This window comes from Lysinibacillus sp. GW247-5R2A (assembly GCF_059424475.1).
In genome coordinates this window covers 150,839-172,357 of record NZ_JBWKZL010000001.1, presented here as the reverse complement: position 1 = coordinate 172,357, position 21,519 = coordinate 150,839, and the positions used below count along the sequence as shown (strand labels likewise).

Below are 21,519 nucleotides of genomic sequence, written 5' to 3'. Positions count from 1 at the left end.
AGGAGGGAGTGGGTATGACTGCTTCTGTATCAGTTGTTGATAAAAAAGCATTTGTTCGATGGTTTTTAAAAAATTATCAATTGAAACGTCGTGAGTGTGTTTGGATTTTAAATTACTTACTTAGCAATGATGACTTATTAAAACGAATCCGATTTGTGGAAGAAGCTCACTATTGCCCGAGAGCAATGGTGATGTCAACAGTTGATTCAACAGGTGTTCCTTTTCGTTTCTATAAAGGCAATGTAATGACAGCAGACGCCGAAAAGTCTTTCCATGATTTACGCTTACACGAGCAAGAAGATATGTATATACAGTTGAATTTTCCAAATATACCACCAAGTGCACAATACTTAGCAGTTCTAGAAGAAAACCCTTATATGCCAGAGACACTGTTAGTTAGTGAAAAAGACCGTTTACTGGCAGAAGAACTGCTTTCCAATAGCTTACTCGTATTCCAAGAAGAAAAATTACTTGCACAAATTGATGAAGCCCTCGATCAGGGAGACGAAGAACGTTTTTATGAATTGTCTAATTTGTTACAAGCATTAAAGGAAACGGCTAATTTACCTTAGTTATAGGTAAAAATTGAATGTCCTTTACCCACTTCAATATGGTAACATTACTAGTGAATGAATGATTGTTTTCACTTTTAATTGGGTATCCTATTTGAAGAGTGGAAAAGGGCATTTTTTATTATGCGACAAAGGAGGTTTGTTGAATGTACTTTAATGCAAACGATGTGACATCGTTTTTGGGACAGAAGGATTTCATCGATACTGCGATAGTTCCGCTCATATCCATCGATTTGGCTCCTGAGAAAATGAAACAAAGTGGTGCTGAGGTAGATTTTCTAATGTCTTTAACTTCTTTCATAGAACAACAGTTTAAAGGCCGTTTACTAGTCATGCCACCTTTTTCTTATATGGCTTCTTTAAAAAACGAAGAATTACCGAAGCAATTTGAAACACAATTACATAATGCTGGCTTTAAGCATGTGTTCTTCATTACTTGTGACCACTCTTGGACAAATATTGGAGATATAGTAAATATTATTTGGTTACCAGCAATTCCGTTAGAAAGTATGGATGCAGGTGTGAAAAAATCCATTCTCGAAGATCAATTACGACAAGTGGTTCCGATGCTTTCGACCAAATGGGCACAGATTTAACAATTAGTTTCAATAAATGTTCACATTCTCCAGCTTTCCACAGAATGCTATATTGACCAAGCTATGGACTTGATATATCATATATATGTCCTAGTATTACTATTTGTAAAAGTATGTCCGTTGGACTGACCTTTAAGTTAGAGGGGGGAAAATAATGAGTAATAATCGAGTTTCACGTCGTCAATTTCTAAGTTATACTCTTACTGGTGTAGGTGGATTTATGGCGGCAGGTATGCTAATGCCAATGCTTCGCTTTGCAATTGATCCTGTGCTACAAAAGCATGAGGGTGGAGATTTTGTAAAAACAGAGCATAAAATCGCTGACTTGACTGAGGAGCCTGTAAAAGTTGACTTTTCATATGAACAAGTGGATGCATGGTACAAATCACAGGTTACAGATGTAGCTTGGGTTTATAAAAGTGGCGATCAAATCATTGCCCTTTCACCTGTTTGTAAGCATTTAGGATGTATGGTTGACTGGAATGGAGATTCTGCACACCCAGGTCAATTCTTCTGTCCATGTCACGCAGGACGTTATGAGAAAAACGGGAAAAACATTGCAGGTACACCGCCTCTAGGTCCGTTGGATGAATTTGAAGTACAAGAACAAGATGGCTATTTAATGATTGGTCCAGCTAAAGCAAATACTCTAGTTAAATAAGTAAGGGGGTACGACAACAGTGCTAAATAAAATTTATGATTGGGTCGATGAACGCCTAGATATTACACCTATTTGGCGTGATATTGCCGACCACGAAGTGCCAGAGCACGTTAACCCTGCACATCATTTTTCAGCATTCGTTTACTGCTTCGGTGGATTAACATTCTTCATCACAGTAATTCAAATTCTTTCTGGTATGTTCCTAACAATGTATTATGTACCAGACGTTGTGAATGCATGGAAATCAGTTTATTATTTACAAAACGAAGTAGCGTTTGGTGAAATCGTGCGCGGTATGCACCACTGGGGAGCTTCATTAGTTATCGTAATGATGTTCTTACATACACTTCGTGTATTCTTCACAGGTTCTTATAAGAAACCTCGTGAGTTAAACTGGATGGTTGGTGTAGGTATTTTTGGTGTAATGATGGGTCTTGGCTTTACAGGATACCTATTACCATGGGATATGAAAGCATTATTCGCTACTAAAGTAGGTATCGAAATTGCAGCATCTGTACCGTTTATCGGTTCGATGATTAAAGTATTATTAGCGGGTGACACTACAATTCTTGGTGCTCAAACGTTAACTCGATTCTTTGCGATTCATGTATTCTTCTTGCCTGCAGTATTGTTTGGGTTACTTGCAGCACACTTTATCATGATTCGTCGTCAAGGAATTTCAGGGCCGTTGTAATTGTCTTGACGGTTCGATGATCTTTAAAAGGAGGGGACACTATGCATCGCGGAAAAGGAATGAAATTTGTCGGCGATTCTCGTATTAAAGCGAATCACAGAATGCCGAATGTTCCAAAGGATTATTCCGAATATCCAGGTAAGACGGAAGCTTTCTGGCCGAACTTCTTACTGAAGGAATGGATGGTAGGTGCTGTATTTTTAATTGGATACTTATTATTAACTGTCGCTCACCCGTCACCACTTGAAGGGCCGGCAGATCCAACTAGAGCATATACACCGCTACCGGACTGGTACTTCTTATTCATGTATCAACTTTTAAAATACTCATTTGCTTCTGGTCCATACAATGTAATTGGAGCGATTGTAATTCCAGGTCTTGCATTTGGAGCGCTATTATTAATGCCATTTTTAGACAAGGGTCCAGAACGTCGTCCATCTAAACGTCCATTACCGACAGCGTTTATGTTATTAACTCTAGCTGCTATGTTCTACCTAACTTGGGAGTCAGTTGTTAACCACGACTGGGAAGCTCAAAAAGCTATGGGTGCAATCGTAGAAACAGTTGAATTCGATAAAGAATCAGAAGGTTATAAACTATACGCTGGTTCAGCATGTATTACATGTCACGGTGAAGGCTTAGAAGGTGGAGCAGGTGCACCAACTCTAATGAACACTGGATTAACAGCTGATGAAATTAAGGACATTGCTCATAATGGTCGTGGTAACATGCCACCAGGATTATGGACAGGTTCAGATGAAGATCTTCAGAAACTTGCTGAATTTATCGAAAGTTTAAAAGCTGAGTAATAGTAAAAGAGTCAGGAAACTGGCTCTTTTTTTTCGACCTTGTTATAATATTGGGACTGAAAGCTAGGCGAAAAGGTTCCCTTGTCCTAAGCAATTTAGCGAAAAATGTCGAAAAAAGATAAAAGTGAATGAATTCAATCCAATAGCACATATTGAAGTTGTGGAAATAATTTCACCTGAAAATAAGAATCATCCCTATACATAACAAAGAATTATTAGTAAAGCGCAAGGAGTTGAATTTATGCAAATAACACGTGCAAATCTTTGGTATCTTCTAAACCATAAGTCATTCTTAATAGCGCTGCTTATTATTAATCTATTAGGCACAATTTATGGCTATTATTGGTATGGATGGCAGCTTGCCATGACTAAGCCTATTTTTTATATTTTTGTTCCTGATAGCCCGACAGCCAGCTTATTCTTTTGCTTTGTGTTAATGGCTTGGATTATGGGGAAAAGATGGCCGCTAATGGAAGTATTAGCGCTTGTAACATTAGTGAAATATGGTTTGTGGGCTGATGTCATGAATATTTGGACATTAGTTGAAACGGGATCGATCGGTTGGCAAGGTTGGATGCTAGTTGGCTCACATTTTGCAATGGCCGTTCAAGCTATATTATATATGAAGAAATATGTATTCACTTATTGGCATGTAGTGATAGCAGCTGTCTGGACGCTCCATAATGATGTCATTGACTATGTGTTTGGCCAGATGCCTATGTATGGGGATTTAGTCAAGTACACAAGCTATATTGGCTACTTTACATTTTGGTTATCAATTGCATGTATTCTCCTTGCGATTTTCTCAATTAGGTGGCGCAAATATTTGCCGAATTAGGGTATAAATTATAGAATTATAGTATCGAGGTAGAAAGGGGTTAGAATATTGTCAACAAGCATGTATATTGTTTATTTTATTATTATTATGCTGCTGCCACTTTATGCACAAATGAAAGTAAAAGGCACGTATAATAAATTTGCGAAACAACGTACAATGAAAGGCCAAACAGGTGCAGAGGTAGCGCGTGCGATTTTAGATGCGAACGGCTTATATGATGTACGAGTTGTGCCAACACAGGGTGTGTTGTCTGATCATTACAATCCGGCAACCAAAACAGTTGCTTTATCAGAAAGTAACTTTTATGAAGCGAGTGTTGCAGGTGCTGCGGTAGCTGCCCATGAGGTAGGTCACGCCATCCAACATAAAGAAGCTTATTCTATGCTTACATTACGTAGTAAGCTAGTGCCCGTGGCAAATATTTCTTCGAATGCGTCTTGGATTTTCGTAATGATTGGTATTTTTGCGAGTAGTACGAATTTCTTGCTTTTAGGTATCATATTATTAGCAGCAGGTGTTGTTTTCCAATTAGTGACACTTCCAGTGGAGTTTGATGCTTCAAAGCGAGCATTAGTTCAAATGAATTCGCTTGGCATTATTACAAATGAAGAAGAACGACCAGCACGAAAAGTATTGAGTGCTGCAGCATTAACATATGTAGCAGCGGCAGCAGTAGCTGTACTAGAGTTATTACGTTTAATTTTAATTTTTACGAATATGCGTAGCGATGACTAAGAAAAAAACTTGTTATGGTGGTACACCACTATAACAAGTTTTTTATCTTCAAACCCTTAATGAAGCGGTTGTTTTTGTTCATCAAGAGTGAAGCCTTCTCCTGCTACATCGCGTACTTCTATAATAGAAACGAAAGCGTGCGGATCCACTTCATGAACAATGGATTTTAGGCGTACAACTTCGTTGCGACCGATCACACAATAAATAACTTCCTTCGGCTGTTTAGTAAAGTGTCCATGACCTTCTAATATAGTGATCCCGCGTTCCATTCGTAGGGCAATTGTTTCCGCAATAACACCTGACTTCTCGGATATAATGAGAGCACCACGCGCTGCATAGGCACCTTCCTGTACAAAGTCAATAACACGAGCCCCTACAAATACAGCGACTAATGTGTACATCATGGAACGAGCATCTAAGAATGTAAGCCATGAAAGGATGATGACAATGGCGTCGAAGACAAACATCGTTTTACCCATACTCCAGCCAAAATATTTATGCCCAAGTCGTGCCAAAATATCGACGCCGCCAGTAGTGCCACCAAAGCGGAAGACAATTCCTAGGCCAAGACCGACGAATATACCCGCGAACAGAGCAACGAGTAACATATCATCTTCTAAATGAATGGTAAACTGATATTTCTGGAAAATCTTTAGAAAAAGAGAAACAGATAAAGTGCCAACAAGCGTATAGACAAAAGATTTCTTTCCGAGTAATCGATAACCAATTATAAACATGGGAATATTTAATAATAGGTTCATTAAGGCGGGGTCCCATCCTAATGTAAAGTATAGTATGAGTGTAATTCCACTTAGTCCACCTTCACCTAGCTGATTTTGAATGTTGAAGTGAACAAAGCCAAAGCTAAAAATGGCTGCTCCGAGCATTATTGCGATAATATTACGTATTTTAATCTGTTTTAACATTTGACCTCCTGTAGTTCCAAACAAATGATGTAGTGATATCTATTATCTGACATTTTATTGGTTTTGACAACAACGGTGTAAATTATATAGGATGGTAAATAGGAGTGTGATTTTAATGACCGATCAACTAACTATGCAAGCATTACAACAGCGTGTTGATAATTATATAGGACAATTTAAAGAAGGATATTTCCCACCATTCGAACTGCTAGCTCGTTTAACAGAGGAATTAGGAGAGCTATCTCGCGAGGTTCAGGATGTATATGGACAAAAAAAGAAAAAGAATACAGAGGAAATAAACAGTATTGAAGAAGAGCTTGGTGACTTTTTCTTTGTTTTAGTATGCTTTGCCAATGCTCAGGGCATTAAATTAGATGAAGCTCTATTAAGAGTCATACATAAATTTGAAACAAGGGATAAGGATCGTTGGACGAGAAAGGATGAAGAATGATGTCGATTCGTGTAGCTATTGCAGGAGCAAGAGGAAAAATGGGGGCTGAGGCTGTACATACGGTCATGAAACATGACAAAATGGAATTAGTAGCTGTACTAGATTATAAGGAAGTAGGAAGAACATTAGCTGATTTAGACATGTTCCCAGCGAGCTATACAGTACCTGTATTTACAGAAATGCATGATCTTGTAGAAGCAACTTCTCCAGACGTATTAGTGGATTTAACGAACCCACATGCTGTATATAATCATACTAAAGAAGCATTGAATTTAAATGTACGACCAGTAATTGGTACAACAGGATTTACTGATGCACAACTAGAAGAATTATCAACCATTGCTAAAGAAAAAGAGTTGGGCTGCATTATTGCACCAAACTTTGCGATTGGCGCTATCCTGATGATGAAATTTGCGAAAGAAGCGGCCAAATACTTACCAGATGTAGAAATTATTGAAATGCATCATGATCAAAAACTGGATGCACCATCTGGAACAGCAGTGAAAACGGCTCAATTAATTCAAGAGGTACGTACGCAAAAGACTCAGGGGCATCCAGAAGAAAAAGAAACCATTGAAGGTGCAAGAGGTGGAGATTTTGATGGCATGCGCATTCACTCTGTTCGCTTACCTGGTTTAGTGGCACACCAGCAAGTATTATTTGGTGGAGATGGGCAGCTTTTAACGATTCGCCATGATTCATTGAATCGGAATTCTTTTATGTCAGGCATTGCCTTTTGCGTAGAAGAGGTTATGAAAATGGATCAGCTTGTTTATGGTTTAGAAAACATCATCTAAAGATTGGGATGGAAGCTATATGAAAATCGCATTGATTGCACATGATCGTAAAAAAGATAATTTAGTACAGTTTGCTATTGCTTACAAAGAAATTTTGCTTGAACATTCACTTTATGCTACCGGTACAACAGGACAGCGTGTCATTGAAGCTACTGGTTTAGAGGTAATACGTTTTCGTTCAGGCCCACTTGGTGGCGACCAACAAATTGGCGCAATGATTGCCAACAATGATATGGATATGGTTATTTTTTTCCGTGATCCATTAACAGCACAACCACATGAGCCAGATGTTTCTGCACTTATCCGTCTTTGTGATGTTTACCAAGTGCCACTGGCGACAAATATGGGGACAGCAGAAATATTATTAAAAGGCCTACAAGAAGGCTTTGTGGATTGGAGACTGATACAAGAAAGACGTAACTAATAAAAGACGTGATTTAGAAAGGATGATCATCGAATGAAAAAGCTAAAAATCGGCATTACCTGTTATCCAACAGTTGGAGGCTCTGGTGTAATAGCAACAGAATTAGGCAAAATGCTTGCAGAAAGAGGACATGAAATTCATTTCATTACCTCAAGCGTACCATTTCGATTGAATAAAATTTATCCAACCGTCTTTTTCCATGAAGTCGAAGTTAATAATTATTCAGTGTTTCAATATTCACCATACGATATTGCATTAGCGAGTAAAATGGCAGACGTCATCAAGGATGAAGAGTTGGATGTGTTGCATGTGCATTACGCAATTCCACATGCAGTATGTGCTGTGTTAGCACGTGAAATGAGTGGGCGAGATATTGGCATCGTTACAACACTTCATGGCACAGATATATCGGTGCTTGGGCAGGATTCTACGCTTTCACAGGCCATTAAGTATGGAATTGATAAATCTGATATTGTGACGACCGTGTCACACGCATTAAAAGAACAAACGTATGAATTAATTGATACAGTTAAGCCTATTGAAACAATTTATAACTTTGTGGATGAACGTGAGTACTTCCCTCGTAATTCAGGAAACCTAAAAGAGCAATTTGGTATTTCAGAAGATGAAAAAGTCCTCATCCATGTCTCTAACTTCCGTAAAATCAAGAATCTTCCGCATATCATTGATGCCTTTATGAAAATCCGTACTAATGTGAAGGCAAAACTCTTATTAGTCGGTGATGGGCCAGAAAAGCATCGTGTAATGGACCAAGTAAAGGAAAGTCCATATATGAAGGATGTTCTATTTTTAGGGAAGCAAGAAAATTTAGCTGAACTATATGCCATTAGTGACCTAAAGCTGTTACTTTCTCAGCAGGAATCGTTTGGATTGGTTTTACTAGAGGCAATGGCTTGTGGGGTGCCTTGTATTGGAACAAATGTAGGAGGTATCCCGGAAGTCATTGAACATGGCGTGGACGGCTTTATTGTGGAATTAGGAGATACGGAAGCCGTCGCTGAATATGCTGTTCAGTTATTGCAAGATGAGGAAAAATTACTGCGTTTCAGAGAAGCGGCCATTCATGCAGTCAGTGACAAATTTCACTCGTCCAAAATTGTAGAACAATACGAAAATCTGTACGAGAAGGTTGCGGAAAGAAATCATGCAAAACAATAAAGAATGGCAAACAGCCTATTCAGTAATAGAACAATTAGAACAAGCGGGCTTTGAGGCGGTTATTGTTGGTGGAGCTGTTAGAGATGCTTTACTGAATCGTCCTGCACATGATGTCGATGTGGCGACAAATGCCTTGCCTGAAGAGGTAAAAACAGTTTTTCAACGGACAGTTGATATTGGAATTCAGCATGGGACGGTACTTGTTATCGTACCTGCTGGGCCAGTTGAAGTAACTACTTATCGTACAGATGGGGAATATACAGACCATCGAAGACCAGATAAAGTGCAATTCGTTCGCTCTCTACAAGACGATTTACAACGCCGTGATTTTACAATGAACGCCATCGCTATGCGACGTGATGGCTCTTTTGTTGATTATTATGGTGGTCGTCAAGATATTGATCTTCGTATTATTCGAGCTGTTGGAGATGCTCAAGAACGCTTTACTGAGGACGCCTTGCGCATGTTACGAGCAATCCGTTTTTCAGCGCAGCTTGATTTCACAATAGCGGAAGATACATTGATGGCGATACAACATAGAGCGGCCGATATCGCTTTTATTGCGAAAGAGCGAATCAAGGCAGAGCTAGATAAGCTATGGCTGGGAACGACTGTTTTTAGTGGCCTACAAAAATTAGAGGAAAGTGGCTTGGCAGCTTATTTACAAGGGAGTTTTCAGGCTGATCGCTGGTATGAATTTCAGACTGAGGACAAGCATGTAGGCTGGGCTTATTTTGCGCTACTTCAAGGCGCAAACTGGCGCGAGATTTTGCGGGATTATCGATTGTCCAATAAAGAAATGGCGTTTGTTAAATCTGTTTTGACAGCATATGAAGCGTTAAAAAGTGGCTGGACAAACTCCCATTATTTTACCTATAAAGAACAGGAGTTGGAAGCAGCAATATATTTTGCAAAACTGCTCCAAGCGGACGTTTGTGTACCAAGCGAGCCTATTCGTATACTGCAGGACAAGCTGCCGATTCGACAAAAGCAAGAAGTTGCGGTGAATGGGGCGGATTTACTTAAATGGTCTGGCAAAAAAGGAGGCCCTTGGGTAAAAGAAGCATTAGAGGACATACTGGAAGCGATACTTCATAATGAGCTTGCAAATGATCAGCAGCAAATAAAAAGTTGGCTGGATCACAACTATTTCCATGAAACATGAGTATATATACCTTACAACAAGCCGTCTCAGGAAAGTGTGGGACGGCTTGTTTTTTATATCACTGATGGTCATTTCAGTTGATTTACAGTATGATTAAATTTAGTTACATAAAAAGCAGAGTTTACAAAAGGATTGATGTGAACATGACAATGTCCATGAAAGATGAAATTTTAAAAAGAATACTAGCTGCCAATGGAGAAGCGGTTTCAGGTCAAGAATTAGCGGATTCTCTTGGAGTCTCAAGGACGGCTGTCTGGAAACATATGCAGACGTTACAAGAAGAGGGCTACACATTTGAAACAATAAAGAAAAAAGGCTATGTATTAACAGGTGTACCAAATAGTTTAAGTCCCACACAAATTGAACTTTTTTTAAAAACAGAGCATTTCGGAAGAGAAATTCATTATTTCGATGTCGTAGATTCAACACAAACGATTGCCCATAAGCTGGCACAGGAAGGCGCACCACATGGCACAGTCATTATTGGTGAAGAGCAAACAGCTGGTCGTGGTCGGATGGCTCGTCCATGGGAATCAGTTCATGGTAGTGGTATTTGGATGACCGTTATCGTTCGACCAGATGTCACACCTCAACAGGCATCCTCTTTTACGCTTGTCGTAGCAGTCGCTGTCACTATGGCCATTAAAACACTATATAGCGATATGGAGCCAGCTATTAAATGGCCAAATGATCTATTAATTAATGGTAAAAAATGTACAGGCATTTTGACGGAGATGCAGGCGGAGGCAGATCTTGTACAGGCACTACTAGTGGGCATTGGAATAAATGCTAACCAGGAGACGGCTGATTTTTCACCGGATATTGCAGATATTGCTACTTCCCTACGATTAGAAGCAGGAGAAGAAATTAATCGTGCGGCACTTGTAGCCTTAATTTTACAGTATCTAGAGCAATTTACAGAGCTATATATCGAAGAAGGCTTTGCCAGTATTAAAACCCTATGGGAACAGCTGTCTTGTACAATTGGTCAACGTATTGAGGTGACGACAATACGAGAGCGCTTTGAAGGAATTGCTAGTGGAATTACAGATGATGGGGTGCTACAGCTTACGCAAGATGATGGATTGGTCCGAACTATTTATGCAGGAGATATCAAAATACTATAAAAAAGAAGCTGCAAGGTGCGTACCTGCAGCTTTTTTGATGGCTTCAATTATTATTATTGGAGTGAAACATTGACATCACCATGCGATAAAGAAACGTTTAGCTGGTCATCACCTTTATAAGGCTGAGTGATTGTGCCACTTTTTTCTGTACCATTAACCGTTGTATCGCCAAAACTTGTCTTTACTTCATAGCCAAGATCACTTTGTTTATTTTGTAAGTGAAGCGTTGCATCTCCAAAGCTAGATGTAATTGTTGATGTCCCATGTAAAGTTCCAGCAATATGAATATCACCATGCTCGCTTTCAATGTTTACACCCTTACTAGAAAATTGCTTGAAAGTTAAATCACCAAAGTCTTGTGTAATTTCTGTGTTCTCTCCAGTTATGCTGTTGAAGGTAATATCTCCGTAATTTTGCATCAGATTCAGCTGTTGATAATGCAAACCACGAAGGGTTGTATCGCCAAAATCACTATCGATTACAATCGTCTTGAGGTTAGTATTTGCTGGAACATATATTTTGATAGAGGGAGAAGAAAAGCTAGAGAAGCCAAATTCAAACCCATTTTTTTTCTTAGCCTTTGTTTCTATCTGTAAAGTTCCATTTTCAACACGATATGAGACGTCTTGTTGTTCGAGTACTTTCGTTTCTAGTTTATATTGGTCTTCAGTGGCAACAATAGTAATATCCCCATAATCATTCGCTATATTGATACTAGTGAACTGATCTAGGTTATACGATTCACTAACTAGTTTATTGCTTCCTGGCACGTGAATGCCATCCTCATCTTTGATAATGAACCATCGACCGCCTGAAAAATAGCCGACCAATGCTAGTAAAATACCTAACGCAATTATGGTCATGGCAATAAGGGTATTTTTAGAAGCCATTTACAAGCCCCCTTTCCTTGTTTTCGTTATTTTGTGGAATAATCTGCCCAATGTTTCTACAGAGAGAAGGACGGTTTTCTTAATGAAACGGGCAACGAATGGAAAGAGTAAGACACTCAACCCTGTAATGATTAAGCCAATACCCATAAATAATAAGGCGGTTGGCCAATGCTCTGTTAAAATAAAGAGGCCTGAAATAAGGGCTGCAATTCCCCCAATAAATATACTTAAAATACCTGCTCCAATCGCAAAAATCAAACTAATAATGACAGCACCAAATGATAATATAAGGGCGATAGCTGTTGCAAGAAGTGGTAAAGAAAGTGGTGCAGAAAGTATAGCAAGAATAATAAGCCATAAAGCTGTCATATTCTTTTTAGTCGATTTCTCCGAAGTGTTTTCTAAATCCTTTAAGGCAAAATCAGCCAATATTTGTGAGGCAACATGAGAAGGGGAGCCTAGTTCTGAAATAACCTTTTGCTCATTACTCTCTCCTGCTTCATCAAAGTATTCTTCATAATAGGCAAGAGCAGCGTCTAGCTCTTGCGCAGGAAGGCGCCGTAATTTCCCTCGTAGCTTTTTCAAATAACTAGCTCTATCCATCTATATTCCCTCCTAAAAGTACACAATCAACCTTTTCCTTATAGACACGCCATTCTTTTAAAAGCTCTAATAAGCGTATACGGCCATGCTCTGTAATTTGATAATAGCGTCTATTTCTACCTTGATAGGGCTGATCGTAGGTAGTTAAATAATCTGCTTTTTGTAAGCGACGTAATACGGGGTACAATGTAGACTCTGAAATATCCATGACCGATTGTACTTGCTGCGTTAAGGAATAGCCATAAGCATCCTCCTTGTCAACAATGGCCAATACACAAGCATCCAGTAAAGCTGAGCCAAGCTGAAATGTCATCTTTCCACCTCACATTCATTACTTATACTTCATTTTATATTATATGCCATATAGTATGTGGATAGTATATGATGTATAGCATTGATTGTCAAATTTTATAAATAAATGTTTTTACTATTAGAAAATAATATTTGAAGATTACAAGTTTTCTTGTTATAGTATGTGCTGAAGGGCAGTATCCATTGTGAACGGCACCTTCAAAACGTAAGATCTCATACTAACAAATATCTGCCTTGATCTTTATGACAGGGACGGAAGAAAACAATGCGTTCAAAAAGTAGCTTCCTTTCTAAGTGAAGCTAGTACCTCTTGCTGAGTGAGGCAGGGGCTTTTTGCTAACGAACGAAACACAACCCTTCTGTCCATTTTGGAACCGAGGGGTTTTTCTGTTTTCTTCCCTTAAAAAGGAGGACTACAAAATGAGAACGACAACAGATTTTTTAAAGATGAAAGCGGCAGGCGAGAAAATTGTGATGGTGACTGCCTATGATTATCCAGCCGCTAAATTTGCAGAGGCTGCCAATGTAGACATGATTCTAGTAGGGGATTCACTTGGAATGGTTGTCCTTGGCTATGATTCTACAATGCCGGTGACGGTAGAGGATATGATCCATCATGCGAAAGCATCGCGACGTGGGGCAAAGGACACTTTTGTTGTAGTAGATATGCCATTTGGTTCCTATCATGGTGATGTCAATGAAACATTGAAAACAGCCATTTATATGATGCAAGAAACAGGTGCTGACGCTTTAAAAGTGGAAGGGGCTGGTGATGTCATTCCGGTCATTCGAAAGCTAACAGCTGCAGGAATTCCAGTGGTTGCTCATTTAGGCTTGCTGCCACAATCAGCGGGAGTACTTGGTGGCTATAAGGTGCAGGGGAAAACGGCTGAACAGGCAACGCAGCTGATTGAGGATGCCAAGCAGTGTGAAAAGGCTGGTGCATGTGCGGTCGTTTTAGAATGTATCCCACATCAGCTAACAGAATTGGTGTCTGCTAGTCTTGTAATACCAACTATAGGTATTGGAGCGGGTGTCGAAGCAGATGGCCAAGTGTTAGTTTATCATGACATGTTAAGCTATGGCTCACACCATGTGCCAAAGTTTGTTCAACAATTTGCGGATATGGGGAAAGAGGCAAGTGAAGGAATGGTTCGCTATGTGGAAGCAGTCAAAGCGGGTGCTTTCCCAGCTCAAAAGCATTTCTTCACAATGAAAGAGGATGCGCTAGATCAGCTATATGGGGGCGTCAAATCATGAAAGTCATCACAACGATACAAGCATTAACAGCTGAAATTCAGGCGGCAAAACAAGCCCATAAAACTATTGGTCTTGTTCCAACTATGGGCTATTTACATGAAGGCCATTTAACATTGGCTCAAACAGCACGTGCAGAAAATGATTTAGTTGTTATGAGTATATTCGTTAACCCCACACAATTTGGGCCAAATGAGGATTTTGAAAGTTACCCACGGGATTTGCCAAGAGATATTGCGTTGGCAGAGTCTGTCAGTGTTGATCTTATTTTCGCTCCAAGTGTAGAAGAAATGTATCCGCAGGATGGAGGAATTCGTATCCATGCTGGTGAACAGGCCATGATTCTTTGTGGTGCGAGTCGTCCAGGTCACTTTGATGGTGTGTTACAGGTTGTAGCCAAACTATTCCACCTTACGCTTCCAACAAGAGCCTATTTCGGTCAAAAAGATGCCCAGCAAGTGGCCATTATTACAACAATGGTACGTGATTTTAATTTTCCGTTAGAAATGCGTGTTGTACCTATTGTTCGTGAGGAAGATGGGCTAGCGAAATCTTCGCGCAACATTTATTTAAGCGAATCGGAAAGAGAAGAGGCTCCTGCCATACATGAGGCACTACAATTGGCTCAGGATAGCTTTTTAGCGACTGGAGAGGTTGGGCACGCATTAGCAAAGGCTAAAGCCCATATTCAGGCACGAACTCATGGCCGAATTGACTATATTGAATTATTAGCCTACCCAGATTTGATACCAGTGACTGAAACGACACAACAAGTATTATTGGCAGCTGCTGTGTATATTGGGCAGACTCGCTTAATTGATAATAGTATCTTTACTGTGAAAGAGGGACTATAAATATGTTACGAATGATGATGAATAGTAAAATCCACCGTGCAACAGTGACTCAGGCGGATTTAAATTATGTGGGTTCCATAACAATCGATGAGGATATTTTAGATGCCGTCGGTATGCTGCCAAACGAAAAGGTACATGTTGTTAATAATAATAATGGCGCACGTTTTGAAACGTATATTATTGCAGGTGAGCGTGGTTCAGGTGTAATCTGTGTAAATGGAGCAGCCGCAAGACTTGTACAGCGTGGCGATATTGTCATCATTATTTCCTATGCGTATGTGGATAATGATGAGGCAAAGAATCATAAGCCGACTGTGGCCATTATGGGAGAAGGCAATACGATTAAAGAAATGATTTCCTATGAGCCTGAAGCAACAGTGATGTAAGTTAAGAAAATTGTCCAGAATCAACAATGAGGAAAGTTGCTGGAAAATAGATATCAAATAGGAGGATGGCAAGGCTCAATTAGTGTAGCCGAATAGCCATCCTCCTTTTTTTATGTGGTTAAAACTACTACCAAAGTACTGGTAAAATTTTGTTTTTCTAACTATTAAACTAGTTTGTGAAATTAAAATTTTACAAATGTTCTAGTATTTTATGAGATATTTATGTAGAATTTAGTTGTTAGTACATCATTTTACTAGTGGAGGTATCATTTGTAATGGAAAATAAACGTAACAAATTTTTAACAGCTACTGCAGCAGCATTGGCTATCACAGCGGTAGCAGCAGCACCAGCATCAGCAGCTAGTCCATTTTCGGATGTAAAGGAAAGTCATGCAGATTATAAGGGCATTTCGACTCTTTATGCGGCAGGTATTATTAGTGGATTCCCAGATGGTACATTCAAACCTGATACAAATGTCACGCGTGGACAAGCTGCAAAAATGATTGCAGGCGCGTTAAAGCTAGACACGAAAGAAGTTGTAAATCCAAACTTTAAGGATATCGATACAGCTAATACGTATTACGGCCCAATCGCTGCATTAGTAGGATTAAAAGTTGTTTCAGGCTATGGAGACAACACATTCCGTCCAAACCAAACGATTACACATGGTGATTTGGCAAAAATCTTATCATCTATTCCTAACTTACCAGAATTAGAAGGTGCTAAAAATCATGAAGCTAGTAAAAGCGTAACACGTGGACAACTAGCAACATTGATTGCAGAAGCTCTCACAAAATTAAACACAGAAACGCCTGAAAAACCGGAAGATGCATTTACATTATCAGTTCTACATGTGAATGATACACATGCTCGCGCAAATGAATTACCGAAACTAGCAACTGCTGTAAAAGAGCAACGTGAAACAAAGAAAAATGTTTTAACATTACATGCTGGCGATGCATTTAGCGGTACTTTATACTTCAACGAATTCCATGGTCAAGCAGATTTAGCGCTATTAAATGAAATTGGCTTTGATGCTATGGTATTTGGTAACCATGAATTTGATTTAGGTTCATCACCTGAAGGACATCAAGCACTTGCAGACTTTGTTAAAGGTGCTAAATTCCCATTTGTGGGTGCCAATACAGATTTCTCAGCGGATGATAAATTTACAGGCTTATTTACAGATTTAGTTTCAAGTGAGCCTGAAAACGGTAAAATCTATTCAGGTATTGTAAAAGAAATTGATGGCGAAAAAGTCGGTATCTTCGGTTTAACAACAGAAGAAACTTTGGATATTGCTTCTCCAGGTAAAGTGAAATTTACTAACTATATTGAAGAAGCGAAAAAGGCGGTAGCTGCATTTGAGGGTATGGGCGTTAATAAAATTATCGCTTTAACACATATTGGTTACAATGATAATCCAAATGTAGATAATGATATTTTACTAGCTAAAAATGTACCAGGAATCGATATAATTGTAGGTGGACATGACCATACAAAATTAGACGAGCCATTTGTTGTAGATACAAATACTGTAGGCGAAGCAAAAGATGCAACATTAATCGTACAAGCTAATGAATATGTAAAATATTTAGGAACATTGGATGTAACATTTGATGGCAAAGGTGTTGTCACTAAGTATGGTGGCGAATTAATCGACCTTGGTAAAGTTGCTGAAGATGCAGCATTAGTAAAATTACTAGCGCCATATAAAGCAAAAATTGATGAAGTCAACAACAAAGAAATCGGCGTGAAAATTACTCAGGAGTTAGCAAATCCACGTGCAACTGAAACAAACTTAGAAAGTGTACGTAGCAATGAAACAGCTCTAGGTAATATCATTACAGATGGTATGTTGGCAAAAGCACAAAAATATACAGATAAAACAGTTGTCATGGCACTACAAAACGGTGGTGGTATTCGTGCAGCGATCCCAGCTGGCAATATCACTGTTGGACAAGTGATTACAGTATTACCATTCGGTAACACATTAGCATTAATGGATGCTACAGGAGCTGAGCTTAAAGCAGCATTTGAAGTTTCCTTGAAAAATGCACCAAAAGAAAATGGTGGTTTCCTACACATTGGTGGAGCGAAATTACAATATGATTCATCAAAAGAAGCAGGCTCACGTGTTGTTTCAATCGAATATTTAGATAAAACTGGTAAGTATGTTGCACTAGAAGATGGTAAAACATATACAGTGGCAACAAATGCCTTCACTGCTAAAGGTGGAGACGGCTTTGATATGTTTGCTAAAGCATATGAAGAAGGTCGTGTAACAGATTTAGGTTTATCTGATTGGGAAAACCTACAAGAGCAATTACTATCATTAAAAGAAGTGAAAACAACAGCAGAAGGTCGTATTGTTGATGTTGCTAAAAAGCAATAGTACCTTCGATAGAATAGCTTACAAACGACATTCGCTTTAAATTTGTCACATCGCTATTTCCGCAACCTTAAGGATAACCTTGAGGTTGCGGTTTTTTATTGTACGGCAGCAAATGGGTTTGAATATTAGACGGCATATAGGGGAGAAAGGATGCCGCTGAACCGAATATATGATAAAATTCTTCTTATCTAATGTGAACTGTGAGTTGAGATGTATGATGGAAAGTCAAAAATATGCCATTGTGGATTTGGAGACAACGGGTCATTCACCAGCAAATGGGGACCGGATGATTCAAATTGCCATTGTTATTATGAAGGATTGGGAAATTGAGCGTACCTATACGAAATTTATTAACCCGGGAAAAGCCATTCCATCGTTCATTCAAGATTTAACGCATATAACGAATGAGGATGTTAAGGATTCATACCCTTTTGAGGAACATGCGGATTACATATATGAGCTACTGGCTGATTGTGTTTTTGTAGCCCATAATGCCGATTTTGACTTATCATTTTTACAAGCGGAATTTAAACGGGCTGGCCTTCCAAAGTGGCAAGGTAAAAAAATGGATACTGTAGAGCTGGCAAAAATTTTGTTTCCGATGTCACTCGGCTTTAAGCTAGGTGACTTGGCTTCAGAATTAAATATAGAGTTGGCCAATGCACATCGAGCGGACGACGATGCTCGTGCTACTGCTGAGCTGTTCAAATGTTGTTGGAAAGAGCTTTTAAATCTTCCTCAATTAACATTAGAACAAATGCATAAGCGTTCATTTCGCTTAAAATCGAATATTTCTCAGCTTTTTTTCGAGGCCTTACAAATAAAACGTCAACATAAAACAAGCAATGAGAATGTGCATTATTACCGGAATTTTGCGATTTGTAATGGGCGTAATAAACATGACCATGCATCAGAGACAATTGATTATCCGCAAACAGTGGCTAATAAAACGGCATTAATGACAAAGGCCCTCCCCAATTTTGAGGAACGTCCAGCTCAATTCAAGATGATGGATACGATTTGGCAAGCTCTACATGAACAAAAGGAATGCGTAATTGAAGCCTCTACGGGTATTGGCAAAACGGCGGGATATTTACTGCCAGCCATCGTATATGCTCGTACTGTCCATAAAAAAATCGCGATCAGTACCTATACATCCTATCTGCAAGAACAGCTTGTAGAGGAGGAGCTACCAAAGATAGAAAAAATCTTGGGAACAAAAGTAAATATTTGTGTACTCAAGGGGATGCAGCATTATATTGATCTAGATCGTTTTGAACAATCCATGGCATATGCGGACGAATCCTATGATGATACGTTTTCTATTTTACAGATTCTCGTTTGGCTGACGAAAACAGAGACCGGAGTGTTAAGTGAGCTAAATGTTTCAGGTGGGGGACAACTGTTTTTAGAGAAAATCCGCAAAATACCAAATGACAAACCATCTAAAGGCTTTGATTTCTATGAACAAGCGTTAAAGAACAGCGCATTTGCTGACTGTATCGTGACAAACCATGCTATGGTTTTAAGTGATTTAGTTCGTCAAACGCCGATATTTACACAAATAGATGGCTGGATCATTGATGAGGCACATCAATTTATTCAGGCTGCGATGCAACAGGATGAAATTGTCTTCTCCTATACGCAATGGAAATATATTTTTGGTCAAATTGGTACAATGGAAGACACAGCACTTTATCAACTTTTTTGTGATGCGGCGAAGAAGAAACAGCGCGTATCCATGCAAAGTTTACAGCGCCTGGATGCTCAATTTATACGGTTACAGCGTGCATTTGATGAGACCATTCAACGAGCAGCACAAAGCATGCAACAACAGATGAAGGGCAAGCGAGCTAGTAGTAAGTGTACCTTATTTATAGAGGATGTAACGCTTGCCAAAGAGTCATTTTTACAAGTAAGCAAATTAACGCAGCAATGGCTTGATCTTGCGACTGAAGCAGCTCAAGGATTTGAAAATAATATTGAGCAGTTAGATAAAAATGATAGGTATATTTTATCCGAATGGCATTATTGGATTCGAGAAGTGAAAATTAAAATTGCAGAGTGGGAAGACATTTTCCTGTCATCGCACGATGGAAGTTCGGTTTGGCTAGAATTCGACGTTCGAAGTGTTCCAGGCAGTTTACATGTTTTTAAGAAGCCAGCCAATGTCACACCGATTATTGAACAAGTGCTTGCACCTCTTCGCAAGCAAGCGAGCATTGTATGGACATCAGGTACATTAACGGTACCAGGCAATGAGCGCTTTGTTACACGACAATTAGGAATTTCTGATAGCGTTGAAGTGATAAAACTACAGGCACCCCCAGCCTATTACGCAGGTGCAAAAGCTTTTATTGTCACGGATATGCCAGACATTCAGCATGTCAGTCAAGAAGAATATATTGAGGCAGTTGCTCATGCGATTACGAGGACTGTTAGAATGACGGAAGGTCGTTGCTTTGTGCTCTTTACAGCTCAGGATATGCTGCGGAAAACAGTCGAGCTCATTCAAGATAGTGAACTTTTAGATGATTATATGCTTTTTGCGCAAGGTGTTACAGGTGGTAGCCGTATGCGCATTCTGAAATCATTTCAAAAATTTAGCCATGCTGTTCTTTTTGGAACAAACAGTTTCTGGGAGGGTGTCGATGTTCCTGGAGATGCTCTTGCCTCTGTTATCGTTGTACGGCTGCCATTCTCTTCACCAGAAGAGCCTGTCTTTAAGGCGAGAGCTAAGCATCTTACAGCGCAAGGACGCAATTCCTTCACAGAGTTGTCATTACCCGAAGCTATTATGCGCTTTAAGCAGGGCTTTGGTCGCTTAATTCGTTCCTCTCAGGATAAAGGCGCATTTATCGTCCTAGACCGTCGAATAACTAGCAAATCCTATGGGAAGGAATTTATTAAAGCACTACCGCCAATCGATGTAAAGAAATTGCAGCTACCCGAATTATTAAAAGAACTGAATCATTGGCAAAAATAGCAATTACCCCTTTTAGCATGAGCTAAAAGGGGTTTTTAAGTGGTTGCCAATACATTTATGACTGTTGGTTGTTATGTTCCTCATCAAAAAGATTGGCATTTCGAACAATCTTAGTAATATAGCTCATAACGATTTCTGTTGCTTGTTGGGCATCATAGCTTTTTCGATTATTTAAAAGGTTAGTAAACATACCTTGCCAAATTAAGAGGGTGATTTCATTAATGGCATCCACATTACCCTCAGTTAAATAGCCTTCTTTTAAAGCGATCTCTAACATAGAACGCCCCCGTTTTGTCAGGCTGTGCTGAAACAGTATAGTCTTTAAATCTTCAGGAATATTAATTAAATCATTGGGGTAAAAGTTATAATAATTTTCCAATAGTTTTTCTGGTGTTTCCCCTAAATCCATAATAAAGACGGCATGAAAAATTTGTGGCTGTTTGAAGGAGTATTGGCAAAAACATTCCCAAGCTAATAAATATTTATCAATAGGGTCCTTGCCTCTTTCTATGTAACGAGCAACTTCGTTCGTATAATCTTGCATGCATCTCATCGATGCAAAAAAGAGGAGATGAGAGATTTCTGAAAAATAATTGTAAATGGTTGCACTGTTATAACCTGCCTTATCGGCAACCTTTCTAATCGTGACATTTTCCATTCCTTCTTCTTCAATAATTTCCGCTGTGGCGTCTACAAAGTATTTCCACATACGACTCCTTTGTATTTCCTTTTTTTTCAAAGTAATATCCTCCCGACATACAATGGTCATGTAAAATTATTAGTTTAATTCATATATTTCCCATTTTATAAGCTAGTTTATCCTTATTATAGCATAACAATTTTTATTGCCATCTCCCATTA

23 protein-coding genes are annotated in these 21,519 nt (G+C 39.1%); 18 read left to right on the top strand and 5 right to left on the bottom strand.

All coding sequences use genetic code 11. The annotated features are described in order from the left end of the window. Positions 1-14: 14 nt before the first annotated feature. The 7 genes from AC07YC_RS00785 to AC07YC_RS00755 all read left to right on the top strand — a co-directional run bounded on the left by AC07YC_RS00785 (position 15) and on the right by AC07YC_RS00755 (position 4,905). A complete protein-coding gene (locus AC07YC_RS00785; protein ID WP_008181956.1) occupies positions 15-572 on the top strand; it encodes a ReoY family proteolytic degradation factor in 558 nt (185 codons plus the stop codon). 146 nt (positions 573-718) lie between these two features. Then, positions 719-1,168 (top strand): DUF2487 family protein, encoded by a 450-nt coding sequence (locus tag AC07YC_RS00780; RefSeq protein WP_008181955.1) that lies wholly within the window; start codon positions 719-721, stop codon positions 1,166-1,168. A 154-nt stretch (positions 1,169-1,322) separates the two neighbouring features. Next, positions 1,323-1,829 carry a QcrA and Rieske domain-containing protein gene (locus AC07YC_RS00775; RefSeq protein WP_025114703.1) on the top strand — a complete coding sequence of 169 codons (507 nt, stop codon included), beginning with the start codon at positions 1,323-1,325 and terminating at the stop codon, positions 1,827-1,829. A 19-nt stretch (positions 1,830-1,848) separates the two neighbouring features. Next, complete coding sequence (qcrB, locus tag AC07YC_RS00770) at positions 1,849-2,523, top strand: menaquinol-cytochrome c reductase cytochrome b subunit (protein ID WP_008181573.1); 675 nt, start codon at positions 1,849-1,851, stop codon at positions 2,521-2,523. Positions 2,524-2,564: 41 nt separating this feature from the next. Beyond that, positions 2,565-3,332 carry a menaquinol-cytochrome c reductase cytochrome b/c subunit gene (locus AC07YC_RS00765; RefSeq protein WP_336634071.1) on the top strand — a complete coding sequence of 256 codons (768 nt, stop codon included), beginning with the start codon at positions 2,565-2,567 and terminating at the stop codon, positions 3,330-3,332. 241 nt (positions 3,333-3,573) lie between these two features. After that, entirely contained in the window at positions 3,574-4,170 is a 597-nt protein-coding gene (gene lhaT, locus AC07YC_RS00760) for a lipoprotein heptaprenylglyceryl N-acetyltransferase LhaT (RefSeq protein ID WP_008181568.1), read from the top strand. 60 nt (positions 4,171-4,230) lie between these two features. Then, positions 4,231-4,905: a zinc metallopeptidase gene (locus AC07YC_RS00755; protein WP_008181566.1), complete on the top strand. Its 675-nt coding sequence runs from the start codon at positions 4,231-4,233 to the stop codon at positions 4,903-4,905. A gap of 56 nt (positions 4,906-4,961) precedes the next feature. Here AC07YC_RS00755 and AC07YC_RS00750 read toward each other — a convergent pair whose 3' ends face one another. Then, the gene (locus tag AC07YC_RS00750) at positions 4,962-5,831 is read right to left on the bottom strand and encodes a YitT family protein (RefSeq protein ID WP_494918107.1); all 870 of its coding nucleotides are present in this window, start codon (positions 5,829-5,831) and stop codon (positions 4,962-4,964) included. Between the two features lie 115 nt (positions 5,832-5,946). Between AC07YC_RS00750 and AC07YC_RS00745 the strand changes: the two genes are divergently transcribed. The 6 genes from AC07YC_RS00745 (at position 5,947) to AC07YC_RS00720 (ending at position 10,974) form a co-directional block, all read left to right on the top strand. Then, positions 5,947-6,282: a nucleotide pyrophosphohydrolase gene (locus tag AC07YC_RS00745; protein ID WP_008181563.1), complete on the top strand. Its 336-nt coding sequence runs from the start codon at positions 5,947-5,949 to the stop codon at positions 6,280-6,282. Then, the gene (dapB, locus tag AC07YC_RS00740) at positions 6,282-7,079 is read left to right on the top strand and encodes a 4-hydroxy-tetrahydrodipicolinate reductase (RefSeq protein WP_036124601.1); all 798 of its coding nucleotides are present in this window, start codon (positions 6,282-6,284) and stop codon (positions 7,077-7,079) included. Before AC07YC_RS00745 ends, dapB begins: the two co-directional genes overlap by 1 nt. Positions 7,080-7,098: 19 nt before the next feature. Next, positions 7,099-7,503 (top strand): methylglyoxal synthase, encoded by a 405-nt coding sequence (mgsA, locus tag AC07YC_RS00735; protein WP_144786979.1) that lies wholly within the window; start codon positions 7,099-7,101, stop codon positions 7,501-7,503. Between the two features lie 33 nt (positions 7,504-7,536). Then, complete coding sequence (gene bshA / locus AC07YC_RS00730; protein WP_336634070.1) at positions 7,537-8,682, top strand: N-acetyl-alpha-D-glucosaminyl L-malate synthase BshA; 1,146 nt, start codon at positions 7,537-7,539, stop codon at positions 8,680-8,682. Then, the gene (locus AC07YC_RS00725) at positions 8,669-9,847 is read left to right on the top strand and encodes a CCA tRNA nucleotidyltransferase (RefSeq protein ID WP_336634069.1); all 1,179 of its coding nucleotides are present in this window, start codon (positions 8,669-8,671) and stop codon (positions 9,845-9,847) included. Before bshA ends, AC07YC_RS00725 begins: the two co-directional genes overlap by 14 nt. Positions 9,848-9,990: 143 nt before the next feature. Beyond that, on the top strand, positions 9,991-10,974 hold the full coding sequence (locus AC07YC_RS00720) for a biotin--[acetyl-CoA-carboxylase] ligase (RefSeq protein WP_494918372.1): 984 nt from the start codon (positions 9,991-9,993) through the stop codon (positions 10,972-10,974). Positions 10,975-11,027: 53 nt separating this feature from the next. On the opposite strand, the gene AC07YC_RS00715 is transcribed toward AC07YC_RS00720, so the two are convergent. The 3 genes from AC07YC_RS00715 to AC07YC_RS00705 are packed head-to-tail and all read right to left on the bottom strand — an operon-like array spanning position 11,028 to position 12,780. Then, positions 11,028-11,864, bottom strand: coding sequence for a DUF4097 family beta strand repeat-containing protein (locus AC07YC_RS00715; RefSeq protein ID WP_494918106.1), 837 nt, complete (start codon positions 11,862-11,864; stop codon positions 11,028-11,030). Then, the gene (locus AC07YC_RS00710) at positions 11,865-12,467 is read right to left on the bottom strand and encodes a DUF1700 domain-containing protein (RefSeq protein WP_494918105.1); all 603 of its coding nucleotides are present in this window, start codon (positions 12,465-12,467) and stop codon (positions 11,865-11,867) included. After that, entirely contained in the window at positions 12,460-12,780 is a 321-nt protein-coding gene (locus AC07YC_RS00705; protein WP_008181900.1) for a PadR family transcriptional regulator, read from the bottom strand. The genes AC07YC_RS00710 and AC07YC_RS00705 overlap by 8 nt, the downstream gene beginning before the upstream one ends. A 419-nt stretch (positions 12,781-13,199) precedes the next feature. Here AC07YC_RS00705 and panB point away from each other — a divergent pair, with 419 nt between their 5' ends. From panB to dinG, 5 genes are all read left to right on the top strand, one after another. Next, complete coding sequence (gene panB, locus AC07YC_RS00700; RefSeq protein ID WP_494918103.1) at positions 13,200-14,039, top strand: 3-methyl-2-oxobutanoate hydroxymethyltransferase; 840 nt, start codon at positions 13,200-13,202, stop codon at positions 14,037-14,039. Then, positions 14,036-14,890 carry a pantoate--beta-alanine ligase gene (gene panC / locus AC07YC_RS00695; RefSeq protein ID WP_336634064.1) on the top strand — a complete coding sequence of 285 codons (855 nt, stop codon included), beginning with the start codon at positions 14,036-14,038 and terminating at the stop codon, positions 14,888-14,890. Before panB ends, panC begins: the two co-directional genes overlap by 4 nt. Positions 14,891-14,892: 2 nt before the next feature. Continuing rightward, positions 14,893-15,276: an aspartate 1-decarboxylase gene (panD, locus tag AC07YC_RS00690; RefSeq protein ID WP_336634063.1), complete on the top strand. Its 384-nt coding sequence runs from the start codon at positions 14,893-14,895 to the stop codon at positions 15,274-15,276. A 275-nt stretch (positions 15,277-15,551) separates the two neighbouring features. Next, positions 15,552-17,672, top strand: a complete 2,121-nt coding sequence (locus AC07YC_RS00685) for a 5'-nucleotidase C-terminal domain-containing protein (protein ID WP_336634062.1) — start codon at positions 15,552-15,554, stop codon at positions 17,670-17,672. 214 nt (positions 17,673-17,886) lie between these two features. Beyond that, the gene (gene dinG, locus AC07YC_RS00680) at positions 17,887-20,658 is read left to right on the top strand and encodes an ATP-dependent DNA helicase DinG (RefSeq protein ID WP_494918102.1); all 2,772 of its coding nucleotides are present in this window, start codon (positions 17,887-17,889) and stop codon (positions 20,656-20,658) included. Positions 20,659-20,713: 55 nt separating this feature from the next. Here the strand turns inward: dinG and AC07YC_RS00675 are convergent, their stop codons facing one another. Beyond that, positions 20,714-21,427 (bottom strand): TetR/AcrR family transcriptional regulator, encoded by a 714-nt coding sequence (locus AC07YC_RS00675; RefSeq protein ID WP_336634060.1) that lies wholly within the window; start codon positions 21,425-21,427, stop codon positions 20,714-20,716. Positions 21,428-21,519 lie beyond the last annotated feature (92 nt).